We start from the raw sequence: 18518 nt of genomic DNA, 5'->3' as shown, positions 1-18518 counted from the left end.
GAGTACATATATGTCATCTACAAAATTATATCTGTACACACGATTCGAACGCTTTTGGCATTGGGCACAAGCAGCTTTGATAATTGTTCTACTTGTTACCGGATTTGAAGTTCATGGGTCATTTTCTCTACTAGGATTTGGAACTGCAGTCACTGTCCATAACTTTTGCGCATGGACTTGGCTGGTGCTTTATGCCTTTATTGTGTTCTGGATAATTACCACAGGCGAATGGAGGCATTACGTTCCAACGTTTGTAAAAATGTTTGAAGTTATCCAATACTACATGTCCGGAATCTTTAAAGGTGAGGTACACCCCGTGCCCAAATCTGAGCGCATCAAGCATAATCCTCTTCAGCGTATTACGTATTTAGGGATTGTTTCGGTGCTGGTACCATTTCAGATTGTAACGGGCTTTATGTACTATGTGTATAATGATTGGCTAGCTTTTGGGTGGGCACTTAATCTTTCTACCATTGCGATTTTGCATACCGCAGGTGCGTTTGCAATGCTGGCATTTTCTGTTGTTCATATTTATATGACTACAACTGGACACCATCCGTTGTCGCACATTAAAGCAATGTTTACCGGATATGAAGAGTTGGAAACGAAAGAGAAAATGTAATATCTGTTTAGCGGTTGGAGGGCATGGTTCTTTCAACCGCTTTGCTTTTTCGGGCTAGATGAATTTAATTACCTTAGAGGACATCCAAATGTTTGTTGGTAACGGATTGTTTTCTTGTACGTAGATTGGACTTTTTTGTACTTTCATGAAGTTGAATAGTTGCAGCGAAGCATGAGCGAGAGGTTCGTCGCGTGGAAATTGAAGACAGGTCATGCGACAACTTGAATTGTGTCGTGTCCATAATTTCATCAACAAGATGTACTGTGCTTTTGGATGAGTATTGTCTGTTGGTGGCAGTATCGAAGAAGGGCAAATTTAAACAAAAAAAGCCGCCAGTATAACCGGCGGCTTTTTTTGTCTTGAACTGGTCAAGATAAGTTGTTGTTTGGCTGGGACGGCAGGACTTGAACCCGCGGATGTCGGGACCAAAACCCGATGCCTTACCAACTTGGCTACGTCCCAGCACGACCAACAAGAGCGTGTATAGTGAGGAGTTACGTTTCCGTCAAGCAGAAAGTAATTTTTTTTTATATTTGTCGTTAGTTAACTACCGTTCAAATAATGTCAGATGCAAATATATTGTGTTTATTTTTTCTATTTGCCTAAAATTATTATTATTTTGAAGAATTTGAACTTTCAGATGTAGTGTATGGGAGCAAAGTAGAATTTTCACTGATAATTCTAGCTAGTTGCATTGTTTACTCACTTTTTTAGCGTAGGGCGTCAATGTGTAGTGGCTTATGGCAATGCGGACAAATGATATGTGGGTTTTGTTTTGTTGCATCAAGCAATGTGTATGTCCAGTTTCCAGAATGCTTCACGTAATCGACCAAAAGAACAAAACCACAAGTGCAGAATCTTTTTTGCATGACAGCCTCATTGTTTATAAAAGTTAACATATGGTGCTAAATAAAAGCCAGATGGGCTGGCTTTAAGTTTGTGACAAACCTGTATGGCGTAGTGTGCTGTAAAAGTGTGATCCCTTTTGGGCACTTTTTTGCGTGTAGCACTTCTTAATCCACCATGCTTGATGGCTTGCAAATGGAATGAGTGAACGTCACACAGGTTTGTCTCAATTCGAATAAATCAAAATTAAAATATAACTAGTTGGTGCATGGCGTTAATAGTCTCTTGCTGACCAGACAACTCTGCCGATAACTCTGAAGGAGAGTATCTCGTCTCCTTGAATAATTATTGGGGAGTAATCAGGGTTGTCGCTCGTCAGTGTTATTTTGCCGTGTTCTTTTACAACACGTTTCACCATGATAGAATCATCGGCGCCAACGGCATAAATGACGTCTGGCCGAAGAGTTTGCTGTGATTTATCTACAAGAACGGTATCGCCCTGACATATGTATGGTTCCATACTGTCACCGATAACATCCATGAGTACCATAGCCGACGGTGTTCCTTTTTGTTTTAACCATGACTCTTTAAAGACATGCTCTTCAATAGGAGTTGCTTCAACGTCAAAAGACCCATCACCAGCACAAAGTCGGGCAAAAACCTTGGGGACAGTGAACGTCGCAGTATTTTCAAGTAGATCAGGATCAATTGCTGCTTCTTGTTTTCCTACGCCGAATTCAAGCCAGTCAGTAGAAAGCTGAAATGAGCGGGATAAAGCTAAAACCCATTTTTGTGGGATAGAGTTTCTACGTTTTGCCTGTGTAATCGCAGAGCGATTTACTCCAAGGGCTTTAGCCAAATCATGCTGTGAAGCAATAGAAGTGGCTTTTTGAACACGTGTAAAAAAGGTATGGAAATCGATCATAGTTCTCTCAAAAGTCATTTCGACGTATAATTAGAATCACCAAATGGTGCGTGTTGATATATATAAACAGAGTGTGTTTTATCCGCAACTAGAAAAAAGTACAACGTAGAAAAGGTACAAAAAAATGCTCCTCTGCTTTTTACAACAGAGGAGCATTTTTTTATTATTTAGAATGGAACGAATAGTCGAATATTGTTGCTCGTTATTACTTGTGAAAGGCTAACACAGCTCTATTCGTGCCTGATGTTCCATGACGGTAGTATCTTCAAAGTGAATTTTCTAAGGCATTTCGACGAAGTGTTCTTTGCTTACTGCGTCAGGCATACCGAAGTACTTGCTCTTCGCCGTAACTTTTAGGCGGTAGAGAGTGGATATCTGAGTTGGACAAATTGTCGCGTCGAATTTGCCACCACCACTCAACAAGCCAAGTTCATTTGGTGCGAATGTAAAATCTTCTTCTGACTGGAATGGGCAGCCCGGGCAGTCCGCAGTGTCGCCGGCTTTTTGTAACTCAATGAGAATTTCATCAACGTTAGAAACATTGCCCGAAAGATCGCCAGCGATGTTAATGCATGGGCTTTGAACTGATGTCTTAATTGATTTCCATTTAAAAACATCAGCAGAGCTTGCCGGTGACGGGTCACTTTTGAATCCACAACCTGCTGCGGCAATTATGAGTATACAGGCTGCCATCATACATACAAGGCGTTTAGTTGGCGTCATTTCGTTCTCCCCACAAGAGCTTCCACTCTGTAAGTTTTTTTAATGCATCCATTGGAGTCATATTATCAGTATCAAGGTCTTTCAATGCGGTCACAAGAGGATTGTCTATTGGTTCAGTGTTTACGGGCGGTGTCTTGGCTGCTTTTGTTTTAATTGGAGTTTCCGGCATTCCCGGTAGTAAACTCGCCATGCTTGCAGCTTGAACCTGCTTTGAGTTTTGTGAATTACTTTCAAGTGATGAAAGAATTTCTTTAGCACGTTTTACAACATTTGCAGGCACTCCGGCAAGGTTAGCTACTTCGATACCATAGCTTCTGTCTGAAGGCCCCGGTACAAGCCTGCGCAGGAAAACTATTTCTCCGCCCCATTCTTTAATGGCAATGTTCATATTGTGAACACCAGCAATTTTGCCTTCCAGTGCTGTAAGCTCATGATAGTGAGTGGCAAACAATGTTCGGATACCATCAGATTTTCTACATAGTTCTTCAACAACAGCCCAAGCTAGGGATAATCCGTCAAAGGTCGATGTACCGCGCCCGATTTCATCAAGAATAATCAGACTGCGTTTTGTTGCCTGTCGTAAAATTCTGGCGGTCTCCATCATTTCAACCATAAAGGTTGATTGACCCTGAGCAAGGTTGTCAGAAGCACCAACACGAGAAAAAATCCTGTCTGCAACACCAATGTTTGCTTCACGTGCCGGTACAAAAGAGCCCATCTGAGCAAGGATACAAATGATCGCCATCTGTCTAAGAACAGTAGACTTACCAGCCATGTTTGGACCAGTAATGAGAAGAAGCTTTCGTTTGTTGTCTACGTGTAGGTCGTTAGGAATAAAATTAGAACTTCCTTGAACGGCCTCTACAACAGGATGTCGACCATCTTTAATGGAAATATGAGTTTCATTGTGCAGATCAGGACGAGCCCAGTTCCATTTGCGTGCTGCTTCAGCAAGGCTTTGCCAGTAATCGAGACCGGCTAGAAGGTCTGCCATAAAGAGCAAACGAGAGCGTGCACCGACAATGGTTTCGCGCATTTTTTGGAAAAGCTTGTATTCCAAACTCTTGCGTTTGTCAGTTGCGGCAAGAAGTTTTTCCTCTAGCTCTTTCAACTTTGGTGTTGAATATCGTTCAGAGTTAGCAAGTGTCTGGCGCCGTACAAAGTGTTCAGGAACTTTTGAAATAGATCCTTGTGGCACATCAAAGAAGTAACCGAACACGCGGTTATACTTGAGTTTCATCTTTTGAATGCCAGTGGCTGCCTGTTCTTCTTGAAGTAATTCTTCAAGTTTGGATTCGCCATGCTCACTTAATTCAATAAGTTCATTCAGATCATCGTGGAATCCGTGCTTAAAGAGTCCACCTTCAGTTATGAGGGGAGGTGGGTTGTCTACAAAGGCATTGTCGAGCAGGGTGTGATAATCCGCAAGGTTATCCCAATGCTTGAGCAATTTAGTGAGCCATGGAGGAAGGGTGAGTCGTTGCTCATCGTCCATGGTGGTGTATTGTTCTGACTCTGTTTGAACTTTTTCAAGAACACTTCGAACGGTCGGTAAAGTGCTTATACTTTGGCGCAAAGCAACAAAGTCTTTTGGCGCAGCACGGTTAAGTTGAATACGTGTACTCAGGCGTTCAAGATCATATACAAGGTCAAGAGCGGTGCGGATGTCCTTCCGAAGAGTATCGTTGGCAAAAAAGTATTCAACGGCATTTTGAGTTTCGGTAATTGGAGCAATGTCACGCCATGGGTGGCGCATACGTTCTGCAAGTAAACGACCGCCCATAGGAGTAAGAGTGTGATCCAGAACTTGCCAGAGTGTACCAAGACCTTTTCTACCATCTAAGGTTTTAAAAAGTTCAAGGTTGCGCTCTGTAATCTCATCTAAAATGAGATGTTTTGAAAGGTTCAGTGGTTTGAATCTGGATAGGTGGGTAAGCTCACCTTTCTGCGTTAACTTCAGATAGGTAAGCAGAGCACCACATGATCTTACAAGTTCGTTGCTCTTTTCTAATCCCAGTGCACCGAGTTCGACGATGTTTTGAGATTCTAAAATTTTTTCTGTATTTCGTTTAAGGTCAAAAAAAGCTTTTGCCGGTTTTTTGAGAATGATTGTTTCTGTAAGAGAAAAAGACGGTGGCGGGGTGAGGTCATCAGGAATGATGAGTTCTCTTGGTCCCATTTTTTGTGCCCACTGCCATAATTCAGCCTGCTTTTTTAACTGGATGCCAGACCAATCTCCAGTGGAGTAATCTACCCATGCAAGGCCGCCACTGTTGTTTTTTGCATCCCAACAAAGTGCACCTAGGTAGTTATGACCTTTGGCGACAAGGTTTACGTCTTCTACAACAGTGCCTGGAGTTAATATTCGTTTTACTTCGCGTTTAACGAGTCCCTTTGCTTCGCGTGGGTCTTCCACTTGTTCACAAATGGCAACGTTATGACCTTTTTCCAGAAGCTTAGGCAGATAAGTTTCTACAGCATGATACGGAACTCCGCACATTGGAATGCGAAATTCTGAATTGGAGCTGCTTCTGCTAGTGAGCGTGATTTGAAGATCACGCGCGGCAACTTCAGCATCTTCAAAGAATAGTTCGTAAAAGTCTCCCATACGGTAGAACAGAAGACATTGTGGATACTGATCTTTGATGTGAAGGTACTGCTCCATCATAGGAGTCAGTTTAGTAGGGCGATTTGCAGTCATTATATATAATCGGGTGTCAAATTGTTTTGCGTAACAAGCCTGAAAAATATCGGCTTGTTCCCAGTATTGTATAAAGGTGAAAAATGGCGTTGCCCAGAGACAACGCCATTTTCTGAAACAATGTATAAATCAACTGGAACGTTAATCTTGAAGATGTATTCTAAATGCTGCTGTGTGCCAATTTCGGCATTTAGGGCAGCTATAGAATGTTTCAAGGCGCCTGATACCGCAATGGCTACATACGAAACGCTTAACATTCCCAATTTGGTTTACAAAGAAACCAAGCTGATTTTTGAAGACAGGTGAAAGAGGTTGCTCGTTCATTGCAAGTCCCAGCAACTCCATACGTGCTGCCCAAAAATTGGGGTTAAGCACCATGGTCTTTGCAAGCCATGCATTTGCCTCTTCGATATTTCCATCATAAATATGGAAACGTGCGCAGTAGTACTGAATGATAATGTCAGGATCTTGCGTATCGAGAACTTCTACCACAATTTTGCATAGTTTTGTGGCAAAGTCGTCCCCGCATGATTCTGCATATTCATCAAGAGACGTGTAAATATGCTCAAGCATTAGAAAACGCATGCTTGGAGTAATATTCGTCAATCCATCTTTAAGGATCGAACTACATTTGCGGATCTCACAATTTTGTGCGGCAAGTGCGAATTTCGCAATCCAAGCTTCAACAGAACCTTTGTAAATACGCAGGGCCTTGTTGAACGATTTACTAGCTTCACCTTCACTTCCGAGAGAGAGAAGTTCCTCACCATGGAGAACCATATAGTGAGACTGGCCAATTTTGTGGCCTAGCTTTCCGTACAGTCTTGAGGCATCGAGGAAGTTGCCTACCTCGGCATATAAAACTGCAAGTGACTGAAGGATTTCTTCAGTGTCTCCAGCAATTCTTCTTGCGCGTTCAAAGGCTTGTAGTGCCCTGTCCATGAAGCCGCCACGACGATAGTCATGACCAAGCTCGAGAAAGGCTCGAACACGGAATTCCTCATTAAGGCCGGGACGCGCAATCAAGTTGTTACGTAATTGCACGGCACGCTCAATATCACCTTGAGCACGGTAAAGGTTCCCAAGGGCTATGTAGATCTCAACGGCATCGGGATCATTTCGAACGGCTCGGGACAGTTCAGCAATAGTTTCCTTGGTATCTCGTTCACCATGTGGTGTTTCAAACGTAGCAAGAACAGATTTTCGCTTATTAGGAATCAATCGACTCAGCATGGACATTAGCTGTCCTCCGTAAGTTGCGCTTACGCCTCAGTAGCTTTTTCCGGGGTACCTTCAGATTCAGGCTCAATCTCAGGCAGATTTGCTTTTTCATCAAGAGGATTAGTGCGAAGAGCGTTTACTTCTTTTTCAAGCTTTTTAAGCTGCTTACGTGCTTTACGTATTGCGGAGCCCAGGCGAACTCGTTCGAGTAAGAAGAAGAAAGTAACAGCAAAGGCGCCAAAAACAAAAGCACCCAAAATGAGAAAGTAAATTGGAAGTGGAATGGTTTCCCAAGATTGGTACAACAGATCAACTTTCAGCGTAATGGCCTGAGAAAGTTCTGCTGTATTCTGCTGGAAGAAAACCATACAGAGGAAAAATACAACAACAAGCAAAAGTACCTTAATAAAACGCATAGACTACTCCTTATTACACACCCTACGGCAGGGCATCAAAGCTTGGTTTCAATTTAGCATAGGTACTCTGAAGATGCTCAGAGATAAGCCGGACATCGGCACACGTAGCCATGAATGAAGAATCACCATCCCATCGTGGAACAATATGATAATGAAGATGTTCGCGAATGCCGGCACCTGCGGAAGTGCCAAGATTGAGACCTATATTGATCCCAGTAGGGTTAAATGTTTCTTTCATAATGGTGGTGGATAGTTGCAGCAAGTCCATCAACTCATGGGTCACATCAGCAGCAAGCTTGGTAATACAGTTCGTATGCTCGTACGGCATTACCATAATGTGTCCCACATTATATGGATATTTATTCATGATGATGAAGTTTTTTTTGCCTCTGTAAAGAATGAGACGTTCTTCATCTTCGTCTGTGTGGTCAGGAATGCAAAATACGCATGTGTCAGGTTTGGGGCCTAGAATATAGTCAATGCGCCAAGGCGCCCACATATGTTGCATGATACGTCCTAAGTTCGTTCTGAATGAATCGGGGGAGAATTGTTCGGTTTACACTTGAATCTTCAAATATGCCGTACAATCCTATCATTATTATCCCTTGCCGATTTACACGGGAAGCGCCGGAAGAGCAAGATTTAGGTTGCAAAAAGAGTGTGCATGTTGCCATGCTTACTGTGTAACCTCATAACTTTTTTACAATAACTGTCTATTATTGCCTAGCTTTTAACATGCGGTATGCAAAGTCAAGCTGTTCCTGTCTTGTCTTTATTTTTTCATCAAGCATGGCGAATAAGGTTTCTCGCAGCACTTCTCCGAACAAAGGACCTGGTGTAAATCCAAGTAATTGCAAATCTGCACCTGAGATGTCGAGAGTTGTGTTGCGCAGATAAGCAAGGAAATGTGAAATATGTTTTTTCACCGCTTCAGATTTTGTACGCGCCATCATGTATAATACCCCTTCAAGCGGTATTGGTACAAGCAGTTCGTAAAGTCGGCTGTAACCTTCTGGAGGGATAGCGTTTATCAAGTTCGTTACAGACTTTACGGTGTCCCGCAGGGCCATAAAATCTGCGTATTGCTTGGGTGCAAAGTGCAAACGTGTAAGAACTTCCTCCATTGCATCAGCTTTTGATGCAGATGTGAGCCCTAGTAAGTAAATGATCCAAGGCTCGGGAGATGGTTTTGTATAGAGCATTCTGTACCATTCCATTACCTTTTCAATCTCTTTAAGCACATCTCGTTTTTTGGGAGAGAGCTCAAGCGCTGGATGAATGGATTGTAGAACAGTGAATTCATGGAGCCTGATGAGGGACTGATAAGGACTTACTTCGTTAAAGATAGATTGAAGCTCATGGAAAACTCGGGAGCCGCTAAGTTTAGTGATAAGCTTTAATTGCAAAGCATTCTTAATAAGTTTTGTCGTTTGTGGGCCGATGGTAAATTCAAAACGGGTTTCAAATCTAATCGCACGGAGTATGCGTGTTGGATCTTCTACAAAACTTAGGGAATGAAGCACGCGGATTACTTTGTCGCGAATATCTTTCTGAGCGCCAAAGAAATCAATGAGCTTGCCGAATTTGTCGTGGCTTAGCTGGATGGCTAAGGCGTTGATAGTAAAGTCTCTGCGGTATAAATCCATTTTGATAGAAGAAAGTTCGACCGTAGGTAAAGACGCTGGCTGCTCGTAATATTCGAGGCGAGCGGTTGCCACATCAAGTCGTTCTTCTTCTCCTGCCGCGTTCGTATATATAATGATAGCTGTTTTAAATTTTGTATGCTGGCGCACTCGTCCACCAAGGCTGTGGGCAAGCTTTTTAGCAAATGCAATGCCGTCACCTTCGACAACTAAGTCGAGATCCAGATTTTTACGGCCAAGCAGCAAATCACGTACAAAGCCACCAACAACATACACTGCCACGTTAAGCTTGTTTCCCAGATCTCCTGCCATAGTCAGCAATTCAAAATGGTGTTCAGGCAGGCGTTCTCTTAGGAGTGGGAGTACATTACGCTCTTTTTTATCTGAAAAAAGCTTGTCAGGCACTCGCGATGGTTCTTCAACCAGTGTGTTGATGAGGTCTGTACGGGTTATAACCCCCATAAGGCGTGTATCAATTACAACTGGAACCAGTCGCTGACGTTTGCCCACAATAATTTCCATGACAGGGTACAAATCATCGTCCGGATTCACTGTCTGAACTTTTTTATTCATGTAGGTGCTGGCAGGGGCATTGCCAAGACCATGCGAACAGGCTCGAACAGCTGTTTGGTACTCGAGATAACCGCTGACAACGGGATTTTTACTACTTTCAAGCAGTGGAATAGCTTTCAGGCCAAACCGGTTCATAATAGATTCTGCTTTGCACATGGAGACGGTTTCGTATTCAAATATGGCGGGGGCTGTCATGTGCTCGCGCACAGTCTTTTCATAATGGATGGAAGAATAGAGTAGTCCGAAAAGCTCATCCTTTACTTCAGACAGTGGTTTGCTTTTTACGGAAGCTGATGCCGCAAAATTGTGACCACCACCACCAAGAGACTGGCAAATTTGGCCAACATTAACAGAATGAATTTTACTTCTGGCAACGACTTGTACCCGGTCACTCATGCGGCACAGAGCAAAAAGAACTTTTACTTCCTGCATGTCGATCATTTTATGAGCGAGCAAAGCAAAATCTCGCACGTAATGAGACACTGATGTTTCTGCAATTACAACAGGGATACCGTTGATGTCATGAGTTGTTGCTGATTCCAGCAAACTGTTGAGGATGGAAATTTGTTCAACGGTCAGCTCACGAGTCGTGAGTTCTGAAATTGTGTTGATGTCCATCCCCATTGTTTTCAGCCAGCCGCCTGCTTCAAAGTCATGCTCCGTTGTGGAATTGAAGGAGAATGATCCTGTGTCTTCATAAACACCCAGCCCCAGCATGGTTGCTTCTTCTGGCGTAATTGAGAGTCCTTTTTCTTTAATCAACAGCGTGATGATTGAAGTAGCAGATCCCCAAGGTTTGACCACCGAGAGTGTTGCTGGCAGATCGTCATTTGAATCTGGATGATGATCGTACAGATGGATTTCTAAATCAGGATTTTTTAAAGCCGGAGCAACATGGCTGATGCGCTCCCGTTGTCTGGTGTCCACAACGACAAGAGTTTTGACCGTGGAATAATCGATTTCTTTGGCATCTTTAAAATTGAAAAGGTAGGTGGCACTTTCAATAAAGAAGTTTCGCAGGTTTGCTTCCTGTGATCCTGGGAAAACTAGAACGGCATCATCGTACAGCTTGCTTGCAGCGACAATTGCCGCAAGGCAATCAAAGTCTGCATTAGCGTGACCTGTGATTAGTACAGGAGCCGGAATAAGGGGCTTCGAATTTGAATTCACGCTTACATCCTTGAACGTGGGTGGTATTGCTTATGGATTTGTTTAAGTCTGTCTGCCTGAACATGTGTGTATATTTCTGTTGCAGAAATATCTGAGTGTCCCAACAGTAATTGAACGGTTCGTAAATCTGCGCCGCCGTCCAGTAGATGTGTTGCAAACGAATGTCTAAACGTATGAGGAGATACATTCTTATGGACTTCGGCTTTTAACACGTAACGTTGCACCAGTTTCCAAATAGCTTGTCTGGTTAATCCCTTACCGGACCGGTTAAGGAAAACAAAATTTTCAATAGGGGCAAAATGTGGTCGCCAATCGCGCATATACAATTGCAAAATTTGCATGGCTGCATTGTGCATCGGAACTATTCGATCCTTGGATCCTTTACCGTGTACACGCATCAATCCACTTTGGAGATCAAGGTCAATAGGCTTCAGAGTAACACACTCTGTAACGCGTAAACCAGAAGCGTAGAGTAATTCGAGAATTGCGCGGTCGCGAAATCCTAGTTTTTTCTTCATATCCGGTTGTTCAAGTATCGCTTGAACTTCTTCTACTGACAAAACGTCGGGAAGTGTTTTAGGAAGTTTTGGATTTTCTAAATATTGTACAGGGTTGGCGTTTAGATAGTTCTCGTCAAAACAGTATCGGAAAAATCCGCGAAGTGCAGACAGGTGGCGCGCAAGGCTGCGGCTATTTAATCCGCCTCGACGAAGGTGCATAATGTATAAAAAAATGGATTGATCAGTAACATCTTCAACCTTGTACTTTTTGTCTTCGAGAAAAACTAAAAAGCTGCGTAAATCAGTTTCATATGAAGTGAGCGTGTTTTCAGAAAGTCCACGTGTGACAAGTAAAAACTGAAGATAGCTATCAACAAAAGGATGGCTGACTGGAAGTGTTTCCTGAGGTTGCGTGTTCATTATGCGTGCCTGTAATTAAAAGAAATATTCCAAAATGTATTTACCTGCGGTGAACAGGATAAAGACAGTGAGGATGGCTTTAAGTGTATTGGCCGGAACATATTTTTGGCACAGCGCGCCAAGATACATTCCTCCTATTCCGCCTAGTCCGAATAATATGCCTAAAAGGTAGTCGGGAGCAATTACTTGTGCCGGATATATATACGAAAGGGTCTGATAAATCCCGACGCCGGCAATAGACGTTACAAACGTTCCCATGAGACAAGCGCCAGCAACTGTATAAACTGGTAGCCCAAAGAATGTAATAAAAAATGGAGCAATAATTGCGCCACCGCCGATGCCGTAAATTCCACCTATGATTCCTACCACAAAGGTAAGAGAAAAAATACCGGCAGTAGGGGCAGTGTACGTTTTGCCCTCAAAAGAATAAGCGATGCGTTTTAAAGAAAACTCAAGAGTTTTTGTAGTGCCGATAGGAGGCGTTATGGCATCTGTTTCCAGTGTGATTCTTTTTTTGAAACGGATTGTTTTAAAAAGACGATAGCCAACGTAGAGCAACACGCCGCCGACAAATAATTTAAAATCTGCGGTGTCGGGAAGGTATGTGATTCGAATAATAGCGCCGATAACAACGCCGGGGAGTGTGCCTGCGATGACAGCCCACGTGAGTGGCCAAACCATTCGGCCTTCGCGTATGTAGCGTAAAACTCCACTTGGAATGGCAATAATATTAAATAGTTGGTTTGTTGCACTTACAGAAGGTGTGGTGTAGCCAAGAACTGACATTTGAAAAGGAAGCAGCAAAAAAGCCCCTGACAGCCCACTCATGGACGTGAAAAAGGAAATAACAAAAGCAACAGCTGGGGGGAATAGAGGGTGGACTTCAATGCCGGCAACAGGAAACAGCATAGGCTCTCCGCTGTTAGTGTAAAAGGTCATAAGTATGAGCTAGGTTGTAAAGATTTTACACTATTCTCCGATAAGAGTGCAACATTTAGCGCCGAAGATTGCGTCATATGCTTTTGCAGTATGTCGTCTTCGCTCTGATTGTAATGGATGTGCGAACATTACGTATCTCAGTCGCGGCGTTATATGCAAACACTGATCTGTATCAGTACTATTTTCTAATAATAAAGTGTGCCATCGGCATCCGCCTTAAGTAAGGAAGAAATTGTATGTGGAATTCTAAAAAGATTCAATGTCTCGCAATGAGTGGACTTCTGATTCAACTCGTATCCGGTATTGTTATGTATAATACAAGTGGCACGATTCCACTTTATTTCCTTATTTCTGGTTTGCTAGTCGTCGCTGTTTTTTTCACTATGTATGTTGCTGGGTCGTACGTTGAAGCAGACAATGAAAAACTACAAAAATATATTTCAGAAATCTTGAAAGACAATTTTGATGCTCCTCATCCGCAGTTTTCAGCACAGGATGCAACCTTTGGATTAGTGAAGATGTTGATCGAAGAGCTTAAACGTGAAAAAGGCGTTCTTCTTGGTGTTATTAAAGGATTACCCGTCCCATATATTCTCGTCGATGCAGATGAAAAAGCATTGTTCACGAACCAGGAATGTTTAGACATGCTGGAAATAGACGGAGTTCCAGAAGCGCAGCATGGAAGTACTCTTGGAGAGATTTTCTATAATGACAGAACACGCGAAACCGCGGTTGGTCAGTCCATTAAAAATGGAAAGGTTTTTAAAAACCTCGAAGTAACAATTAATGGGCATAAAGGCGGACAGTGTCATGTGCTCGCGAACGTATACCCGCTATATAATATAGATGGTATTTGTGTTGGCGGGCTTTGTTTGTATCTTGATATGACACAGCTGAAAAAACATGAAGAAGATTTAATGGGGCAGCATGAACTTATTGCGGCTTCTGCTGAAAAAATTGCAGTCATCACAGATAGACTTACTGCGTCCTGTTCCGAAATTTCCTCACAAGTTGATGAGTCTCTTAAACTCTCAGTAACTCAGCAGCATGGTACAACAGATGTTGCAGCTGCAATGGAGCAGATGAATGCATCCGTTATGGATGTGGCTCAAAGTGCAAATGATGCCTCTGGGTTAGCTGAATCAACCCGTGGTAGCGCCACGCAAGGGGTTGAAGTAGTTCAACAGGCTCGAGCTGTTATTACGCGTGTGCATGAACATGCCGTTGAGTTGAAAAGTGACATGCACGAACTGGGCGGACATGCTGAATCAATCGGAGATATTATTAGCGTAATTAATGATATCGCAGATCAAACAAACTTACTTGCGCTGAACGCTGCCATTGAGGCAGCACGTGCCGGTGATGCCGGTAGAGGATTTGCTGTTGTTGCTGATGAAGTTCGTAAATTGGCAGAAAAAACCATGCAGGCAACAACTGAGGTTAGTAGAGCGGTTGATGCTATTCAGATTAGTGCAGAAAAGTCTATAGGGTCCACAGAGTCAGCCTCTGACGCGATTGATGAAAACACAAGACTGTCTGCTGATTCTGCAGAAGTTCTTGATACTATAGTCACAATGGCAAATGCTACCGCAGACAGGGTTCGCGAGATTGCCGCAGCAGCTGGTGAGCAATCTACGGCAAGTGATCAAATTTCAGCCGCTGCAACACAAATAAATGGCTTAGCTAATGAAAATTCTGCAGCAATGAATGAATCAGCAACTGCAGTGAACGATGTAGCCCGCCTTGCGTCTGAATTAACTGTACTTGTGGCTGAATTACGCGATATTAATTAGTAGAAAAAATTGGTTCATCATACAGTGAGAACTGTTAAAGTGTAGAAAAATCGTGGTTCGAGAGAAATCTGGTGCACTGGTTTATTGACCGATAATCATTCTCAAGGTATATACAGAAGCGTAAAAGCTATTTGATACGACTATGTAAGGAACAGAGCTTATGGCAGAGCTCTTTTTTCCCGACCGGTAACGGGATATATACCCTAAGGAGAATGCAAAGCTATGGCAGAGTTCAAGCTTGCTGACCGTTTGGCCGCAGTGCCACCGTATCTGTTCGCACAGATCGATAAAGTTAAGGCTGAAGTAGCCGCTCGTGGTGTTGATATTATTAGTCTTGGAATTGGCGATCCGGACACTCCTACACCACAGTTTGTTCTTGATACCATGCGCACAGCGCTGGATGATGCGGCAAACCACCAGTATCCTTCATATGTTGGCATGAAAGAGTATCGTACCGCAGTTGCTGACTGGTACAAAACTCGTTTTGATGTTGACCTTGATCCAGATAATGAAGTGGTAAGCCTTATTGGCTCTAAAGAAGGTATTGCACATTTCCCGCTTGCTTTCGTTAACCCGGGCGATCTCGTCCTCGTGTGTACTCCTAACTACCCTGTATACGGTATCGCAACCGAGTTTGCAGGTGGTCAGGTTCAGTACGTACCGCTCTTGGAAGATAATTCCTTCCTTCCTGATCTTGATGCTATTGATGAAGCCACTTGGGTAAAAGCTAAAGCTATCTTCATCAACTACCCGAACAACCCGACTGCAGCTACTGCGGATGAAGCGTTCTACAGAAAGCTGATTGATCTTGCAAAAGCATACAATGTTATTATTGTTGCGGATGCGGCGTACACCGAGATTTATTACGATGATAACAACAAGCCTCTTTCTATTCTTCAAGTAGAAGGTGGTAAAGATGTTGCGATTGAGTTTAACTCCTTGTCCAAACCATACAACATGACCGGTTGGCGTGTAGGTATGGCTTGCGGTAACGAGCAGCTTGTTCGTGGTCTTGGCAAGATTAAAGAAAACGTAGACTCCGGTATCTTCCAGGCTGTGCAGCTTGCAGGTATTTCCGCACTGCGTGATGGTGAACCGTTTGTTGCAGGTCTTCGCGACATGTACAAAGGCCGCCGTGATCTCGTTATAGGCGGTCTGCATAAAGCAGGCATCAAATGCAACATCCCGGATGCAACTTTTTATGTTTGGTCTCACGTTCCTGATGGATATACATCATCTACGTTTGTTACCAAAGTTCTGGAAGAGACCGGCGTAGTTCTTACTCCGGGTAACGGTTTTGGTGCCCCGGGCGAAGGGTACTTCCGTATCTCACTTACCGTAGGTAATGAGCGTCTCGAGGAGGCGGTATCTCGTATTCAGAACCTGTAGTTGCATTTATCTGCCTTGGCTCAAACATGGGCGATACAGATACAAACCTTGCAAACGCGATAACTGCAATTGATTCGCTTGATGGCGTATCGGTGTCGAAGAGTTCTTCAATTTTTCGTACTGAGCCACAAGAAAAGAAAGACCAGTCATGGTTTGCAAATCAGGTTGTCTCTGTTACGTGTTCAGAGTATGTAACTGCGCATGACCTTTTGAACAATTTGCTGGAAATTGAGAATACGCTTGGAAGGGTGCGCGAAGAGCGCTTCGGCCCGCGTGTGATTGATTTAGATGTATTGTTGTTCGACAATGAAGTAATTGAATCGGAAGACCTTATTGTACCGCATCCGCGAATGACGGAAAGGGCATTTGTGCTTGTTCCGCTACAAGAGATTGCACCGCAGTTGCAGTTTCCAGATGGTAGAGGGCTTACAGAAGTTCTCGGCAAGCTGGAATACAAGGTAGACGCTGATCAGATCTGGCAATAATTTATCGCAAGGGAGAGCTCGCGTGATTAAATGGGTAGTTCTTTTAGTTTGTGGCTGGCTGCTTTTTAAACTTGTTACTAATGACAACAAGAAGAAAACAGATAAAAAACAAAAAGATATGGAAAAGAAAGTTGCAACTGGTGACATGGTAAAAGACCCAGTTTGTGGCGCTTTTGTTTCCCTTGATCAGGACATTCGCATCCGTGACGGAGAAACCATCCATCGTTTTTGCAGCTACGAATGTAGAGACAAGTTCTTAGCCCGTCTTGAAGAATCAGGTCGAGCGATTTCTAAAGAAAGTAAAGAAGAGCCAGCTGATTAGTTAGCTATAGAAAGATGAACCGGAAGCCTTAAAGGGCTTCCGGTTTTTTTTAGTCCCGTCAGGTCTGATAGTTTAATAGATTCTGGCAATCTGTTTTAAGGACATCGTTTTTTGAAATTGGAAGACGGTTTTAAGGCAGAAAGAAAACGAGGCTACATTTTTTCTGGCGTCATTTTTATGTTTGTATCAAGCACGAATATTTTCAGAACATATGAAACGTAACTGATTGATTTGAATAAAATGGCTTAAGTTCATTCGGATCAAGTTTGATCATTTTTTGCCGTTTGGTGATCACAACGTGCTTTTGGAAAAATGAGACATTTTGAAGAGTGCAAAATAGAACACGGATAGATTAAATTTTAGTGTTAATGGCTAAAGTTTAAATGACCATGCTCACATCGACAGAGAGTCGTTTTTGGTCACAAGATGAGCAAACGGGTTAAGACAAAAAAATATGCGCTTAAAAAAGCGCAGAGAGAAGTTTGAAAAAATAGGATCTACAAGCAACAAAAATACGAGAGAGGATGGTGTGATTTCACACCATATTTCATGTCTCATAATGTATATTATGTTAACTTTAATAAAAAAAGACTGAATTATTACAATTTGTTGCCTCTATGTGGATAACTGTGAAACAACCGATAAATGTCTTTTTATTGTTTTGTCCAGAATGCCCTTTCTAAGGCTTTTTTATTGAAAATGAGGGATAAGGCTACGGGCGTTAAAAAAGGATGTATCTGGCTATGGCTCTATGCTGCTTATTGAATAAAAAAAGGAAATCTTTGAACTGTTACTTCAAAGATTTCCTTTTTCTCTATTCTATGGCCATTGCCTATTCTAAGCACAGAAAGTGTATGATTTGGCTTGTTGGTTGACATTCTTGTTGGCAACTACAGGACGCTGTCTGGAGCTCTTTTAGTTATGGTCATTGCGCGGAAGAATAAAATCGTCAGCCTTCGGCTGAGTTTTCCAGCGCTTGTGCATCCAGAACCATTGTTCTGGGTACTGACGTACTATGCGTTCAACTGCGTCTGTATAGAATCTGGTAATCTGTTGGATCTTTTCTTCACGGGTTCCCTCAAGATCTTCAGTATTGAGGGGCTCTTCAACAATGAACTTGTAGCCCCTCTCTTCATTACGGACTAGGAATGCCGGCAGGACAACCGCTTTGCCCCTAAGGGCTAGGAATGCAGGACCAGAGTTTACAGCGGCTGTTTCACCTAAGAAGTCTGTAAAAATTGCTTCTTTTCGTTTGGTGTTGTGATCGACTAAAAAGGCAGTGACTCCTTTCTTTTTAAGCGACCTTAAAACTCCAAACACTGCGTTTCTATGGGAAAGAATTTTAGCTCCACGCCCGCCTCTAAGTTTAAAAATGAGTTCGTTTATGTTTTCATTTTTATTGGAGCGAACAACAATTTGCGGCTGAGCTCTGTGGGTTGCGGTTGCAGCTTCGCCTAAAATCCCTGCCATAATTTCCCATGCGCCCATATGCGCGGTTACGGCAATTATTGGTGCATCGGTTGCAACGCAGACAGAAAATGGAAGATCTGTACCCTGTGTTATGAGTTCACTTATGAAGTTTTTGTCTACTTTGGGAACTAAAAATATTTCGAGAAAAGAACGGCAGTTATGCATAAAACTTTTTTTAGCAATGACAACGGCCTCTTCATATTCAACGTTTAAATGCTGTTGAATGGCGTCTATAGCGAGTTTTCTCCGCTTTGGTAGACTATTCCACATTATGGTACCTAATGCGCATCCCAGCACTTTAGAGCTGTTGACGGTCATTTTGGAACCTAATGTGTAGATGGCTGAATATATTGGATTCAC

15 protein-coding genes and 1 tRNA gene are annotated in these 18518 nt (G+C 42.9%); 5 read left to right on the top strand and 11 right to left on the bottom strand.

What is annotated here, in order from left to right; translation table 11 throughout:
* Positions 1–10 precede the first annotated feature (10 nt).
* Positions 11–622, top strand: coding sequence for a cytochrome b/b6 domain-containing protein (locus tag ACZ5V1_RS06850; RefSeq protein ID WP_464391227.1), 612 nt, complete (start codon positions 11–13; stop codon positions 620–622).
* A gap of 386 nt (positions 623–1008) precedes the next feature.
* Here ACZ5V1_RS06850 and ACZ5V1_RS06845 read toward each other — a convergent pair.
* The 10 genes from ACZ5V1_RS06845 to ACZ5V1_RS06800 form a co-directional block, all read right to left on the bottom strand.
* Positions 1009–1084: transfer RNA gene (locus tag ACZ5V1_RS06845), tRNA-Gln, on the bottom strand.
* 658 nt (positions 1085–1742) lie between these two features.
* Positions 1743–2393 carry a LexA family transcriptional regulator gene (locus tag ACZ5V1_RS06840; RefSeq protein WP_464391226.1) on the bottom strand — a complete coding sequence of 217 codons (651 nt, stop codon included), beginning with the start codon at positions 2391–2393 and terminating at the stop codon, positions 1743–1745.
* A gap of 279 nt (positions 2394–2672) precedes the next feature.
* Positions 2673–3116, bottom strand: a complete 444-nt coding sequence (locus ACZ5V1_RS06835; protein ID WP_464391225.1) for a hypothetical protein — start codon at positions 3114–3116, stop codon at positions 2673–2675.
* Entirely contained in the window at positions 3103–5817 is a 2715-nt protein-coding gene (mutS, locus tag ACZ5V1_RS06830; protein WP_464391224.1) for a DNA mismatch repair protein MutS, read from the bottom strand. The genes ACZ5V1_RS06835 and mutS overlap by 14 nt, the downstream gene beginning before the upstream one ends.
* Positions 5818–5958: 141 nt before the next feature.
* The gene (locus ACZ5V1_RS06825) at positions 5959–7056 is read right to left on the bottom strand and encodes a tetratricopeptide repeat protein (protein ID WP_464391223.1); all 1098 of its coding nucleotides are present in this window, start codon (positions 7054–7056) and stop codon (positions 5959–5961) included.
* A 23-nt stretch (positions 7057–7079) separates the two neighbouring features.
* Positions 7080–7454, bottom strand: coding sequence for a LapA family protein (locus tag ACZ5V1_RS06820; protein WP_373793512.1), 375 nt, complete (start codon positions 7452–7454; stop codon positions 7080–7082).
* Between the two features lie 22 nt (positions 7455–7476).
* Positions 7477–7962, bottom strand: a complete 486-nt coding sequence (locus ACZ5V1_RS06815) for an HIT family protein (RefSeq protein ID WP_464386409.1) — start codon at positions 7960–7962, stop codon at positions 7477–7479.
* A 208-nt stretch (positions 7963–8170) separates the two neighbouring features.
* A complete protein-coding gene (locus tag ACZ5V1_RS06810; protein WP_464391222.1) occupies positions 8171–10840 on the bottom strand; it encodes a CBS domain-containing protein in 2670 nt (889 codons plus the stop codon).
* Positions 10841–10842: 2 nt separating this feature from the next.
* A complete protein-coding gene (gene xerD / locus ACZ5V1_RS06805) occupies positions 10843–11760 on the bottom strand; it encodes a site-specific tyrosine recombinase XerD (protein ID WP_464391221.1) in 918 nt (305 codons plus the stop codon).
* 15 nt (positions 11761–11775) lie between these two features.
* A complete protein-coding gene (locus tag ACZ5V1_RS06800) occupies positions 11776–12669 on the bottom strand; it encodes a sulfite exporter TauE/SafE family protein (RefSeq protein WP_464391220.1) in 894 nt (297 codons plus the stop codon).
* A 266-nt stretch (positions 12670–12935) separates the two neighbouring features.
* On the opposite strand from ACZ5V1_RS06800, the gene ACZ5V1_RS06795 reads away from it, so the two are divergent.
* The 4 genes from ACZ5V1_RS06795 (at position 12936) to ACZ5V1_RS06780 (ending at position 16688) form a co-directional block, all read left to right on the top strand.
* Positions 12936–14492, top strand: a complete 1557-nt coding sequence (locus ACZ5V1_RS06795) for a methyl-accepting chemotaxis protein (RefSeq protein ID WP_464391219.1) — start codon at positions 12936–12938, stop codon at positions 14490–14492.
* Between the two features lie 222 nt (positions 14493–14714).
* Positions 14715–15881, top strand: coding sequence for an LL-diaminopimelate aminotransferase (locus ACZ5V1_RS06790; protein WP_464391218.1), 1167 nt, complete (start codon positions 14715–14717; stop codon positions 15879–15881).
* Between the two features lie 26 nt (positions 15882–15907).
* Positions 15908–16366 (top strand): 2-amino-4-hydroxy-6-hydroxymethyldihydropteridine diphosphokinase, encoded by a 459-nt coding sequence (folK, locus tag ACZ5V1_RS06785; protein ID WP_464391217.1) that lies wholly within the window; start codon positions 15908–15910, stop codon positions 16364–16366.
* Positions 16367–16388: 22 nt separating this feature from the next.
* Positions 16389–16688 carry a transcriptional regulator gene (locus ACZ5V1_RS06780; protein WP_464386403.1) on the top strand — a complete coding sequence of 100 codons (300 nt, stop codon included), beginning with the start codon at positions 16389–16391 and terminating at the stop codon, positions 16686–16688.
* A gap of 915 nt (positions 16689–17603) precedes the next feature.
* On the opposite strand, the gene ACZ5V1_RS06775 is transcribed toward ACZ5V1_RS06780, so the two are convergent.
* Positions 17604–18518 carry a lysophospholipid acyltransferase family protein gene (locus tag ACZ5V1_RS06775; RefSeq protein ID WP_464391216.1) on the bottom strand — a complete coding sequence of 305 codons (915 nt, stop codon included), beginning with the start codon at positions 18516–18518 and terminating at the stop codon, positions 17604–17606.

The sequence above is a fragment of the Halodesulfovibrio oceani subsp. galateae genome (assembly GCF_055397225.1).
Note: the sequence above shows the minus strand (reverse complement) of the source record. Positions and strands in the feature narration are given on the sequence as shown.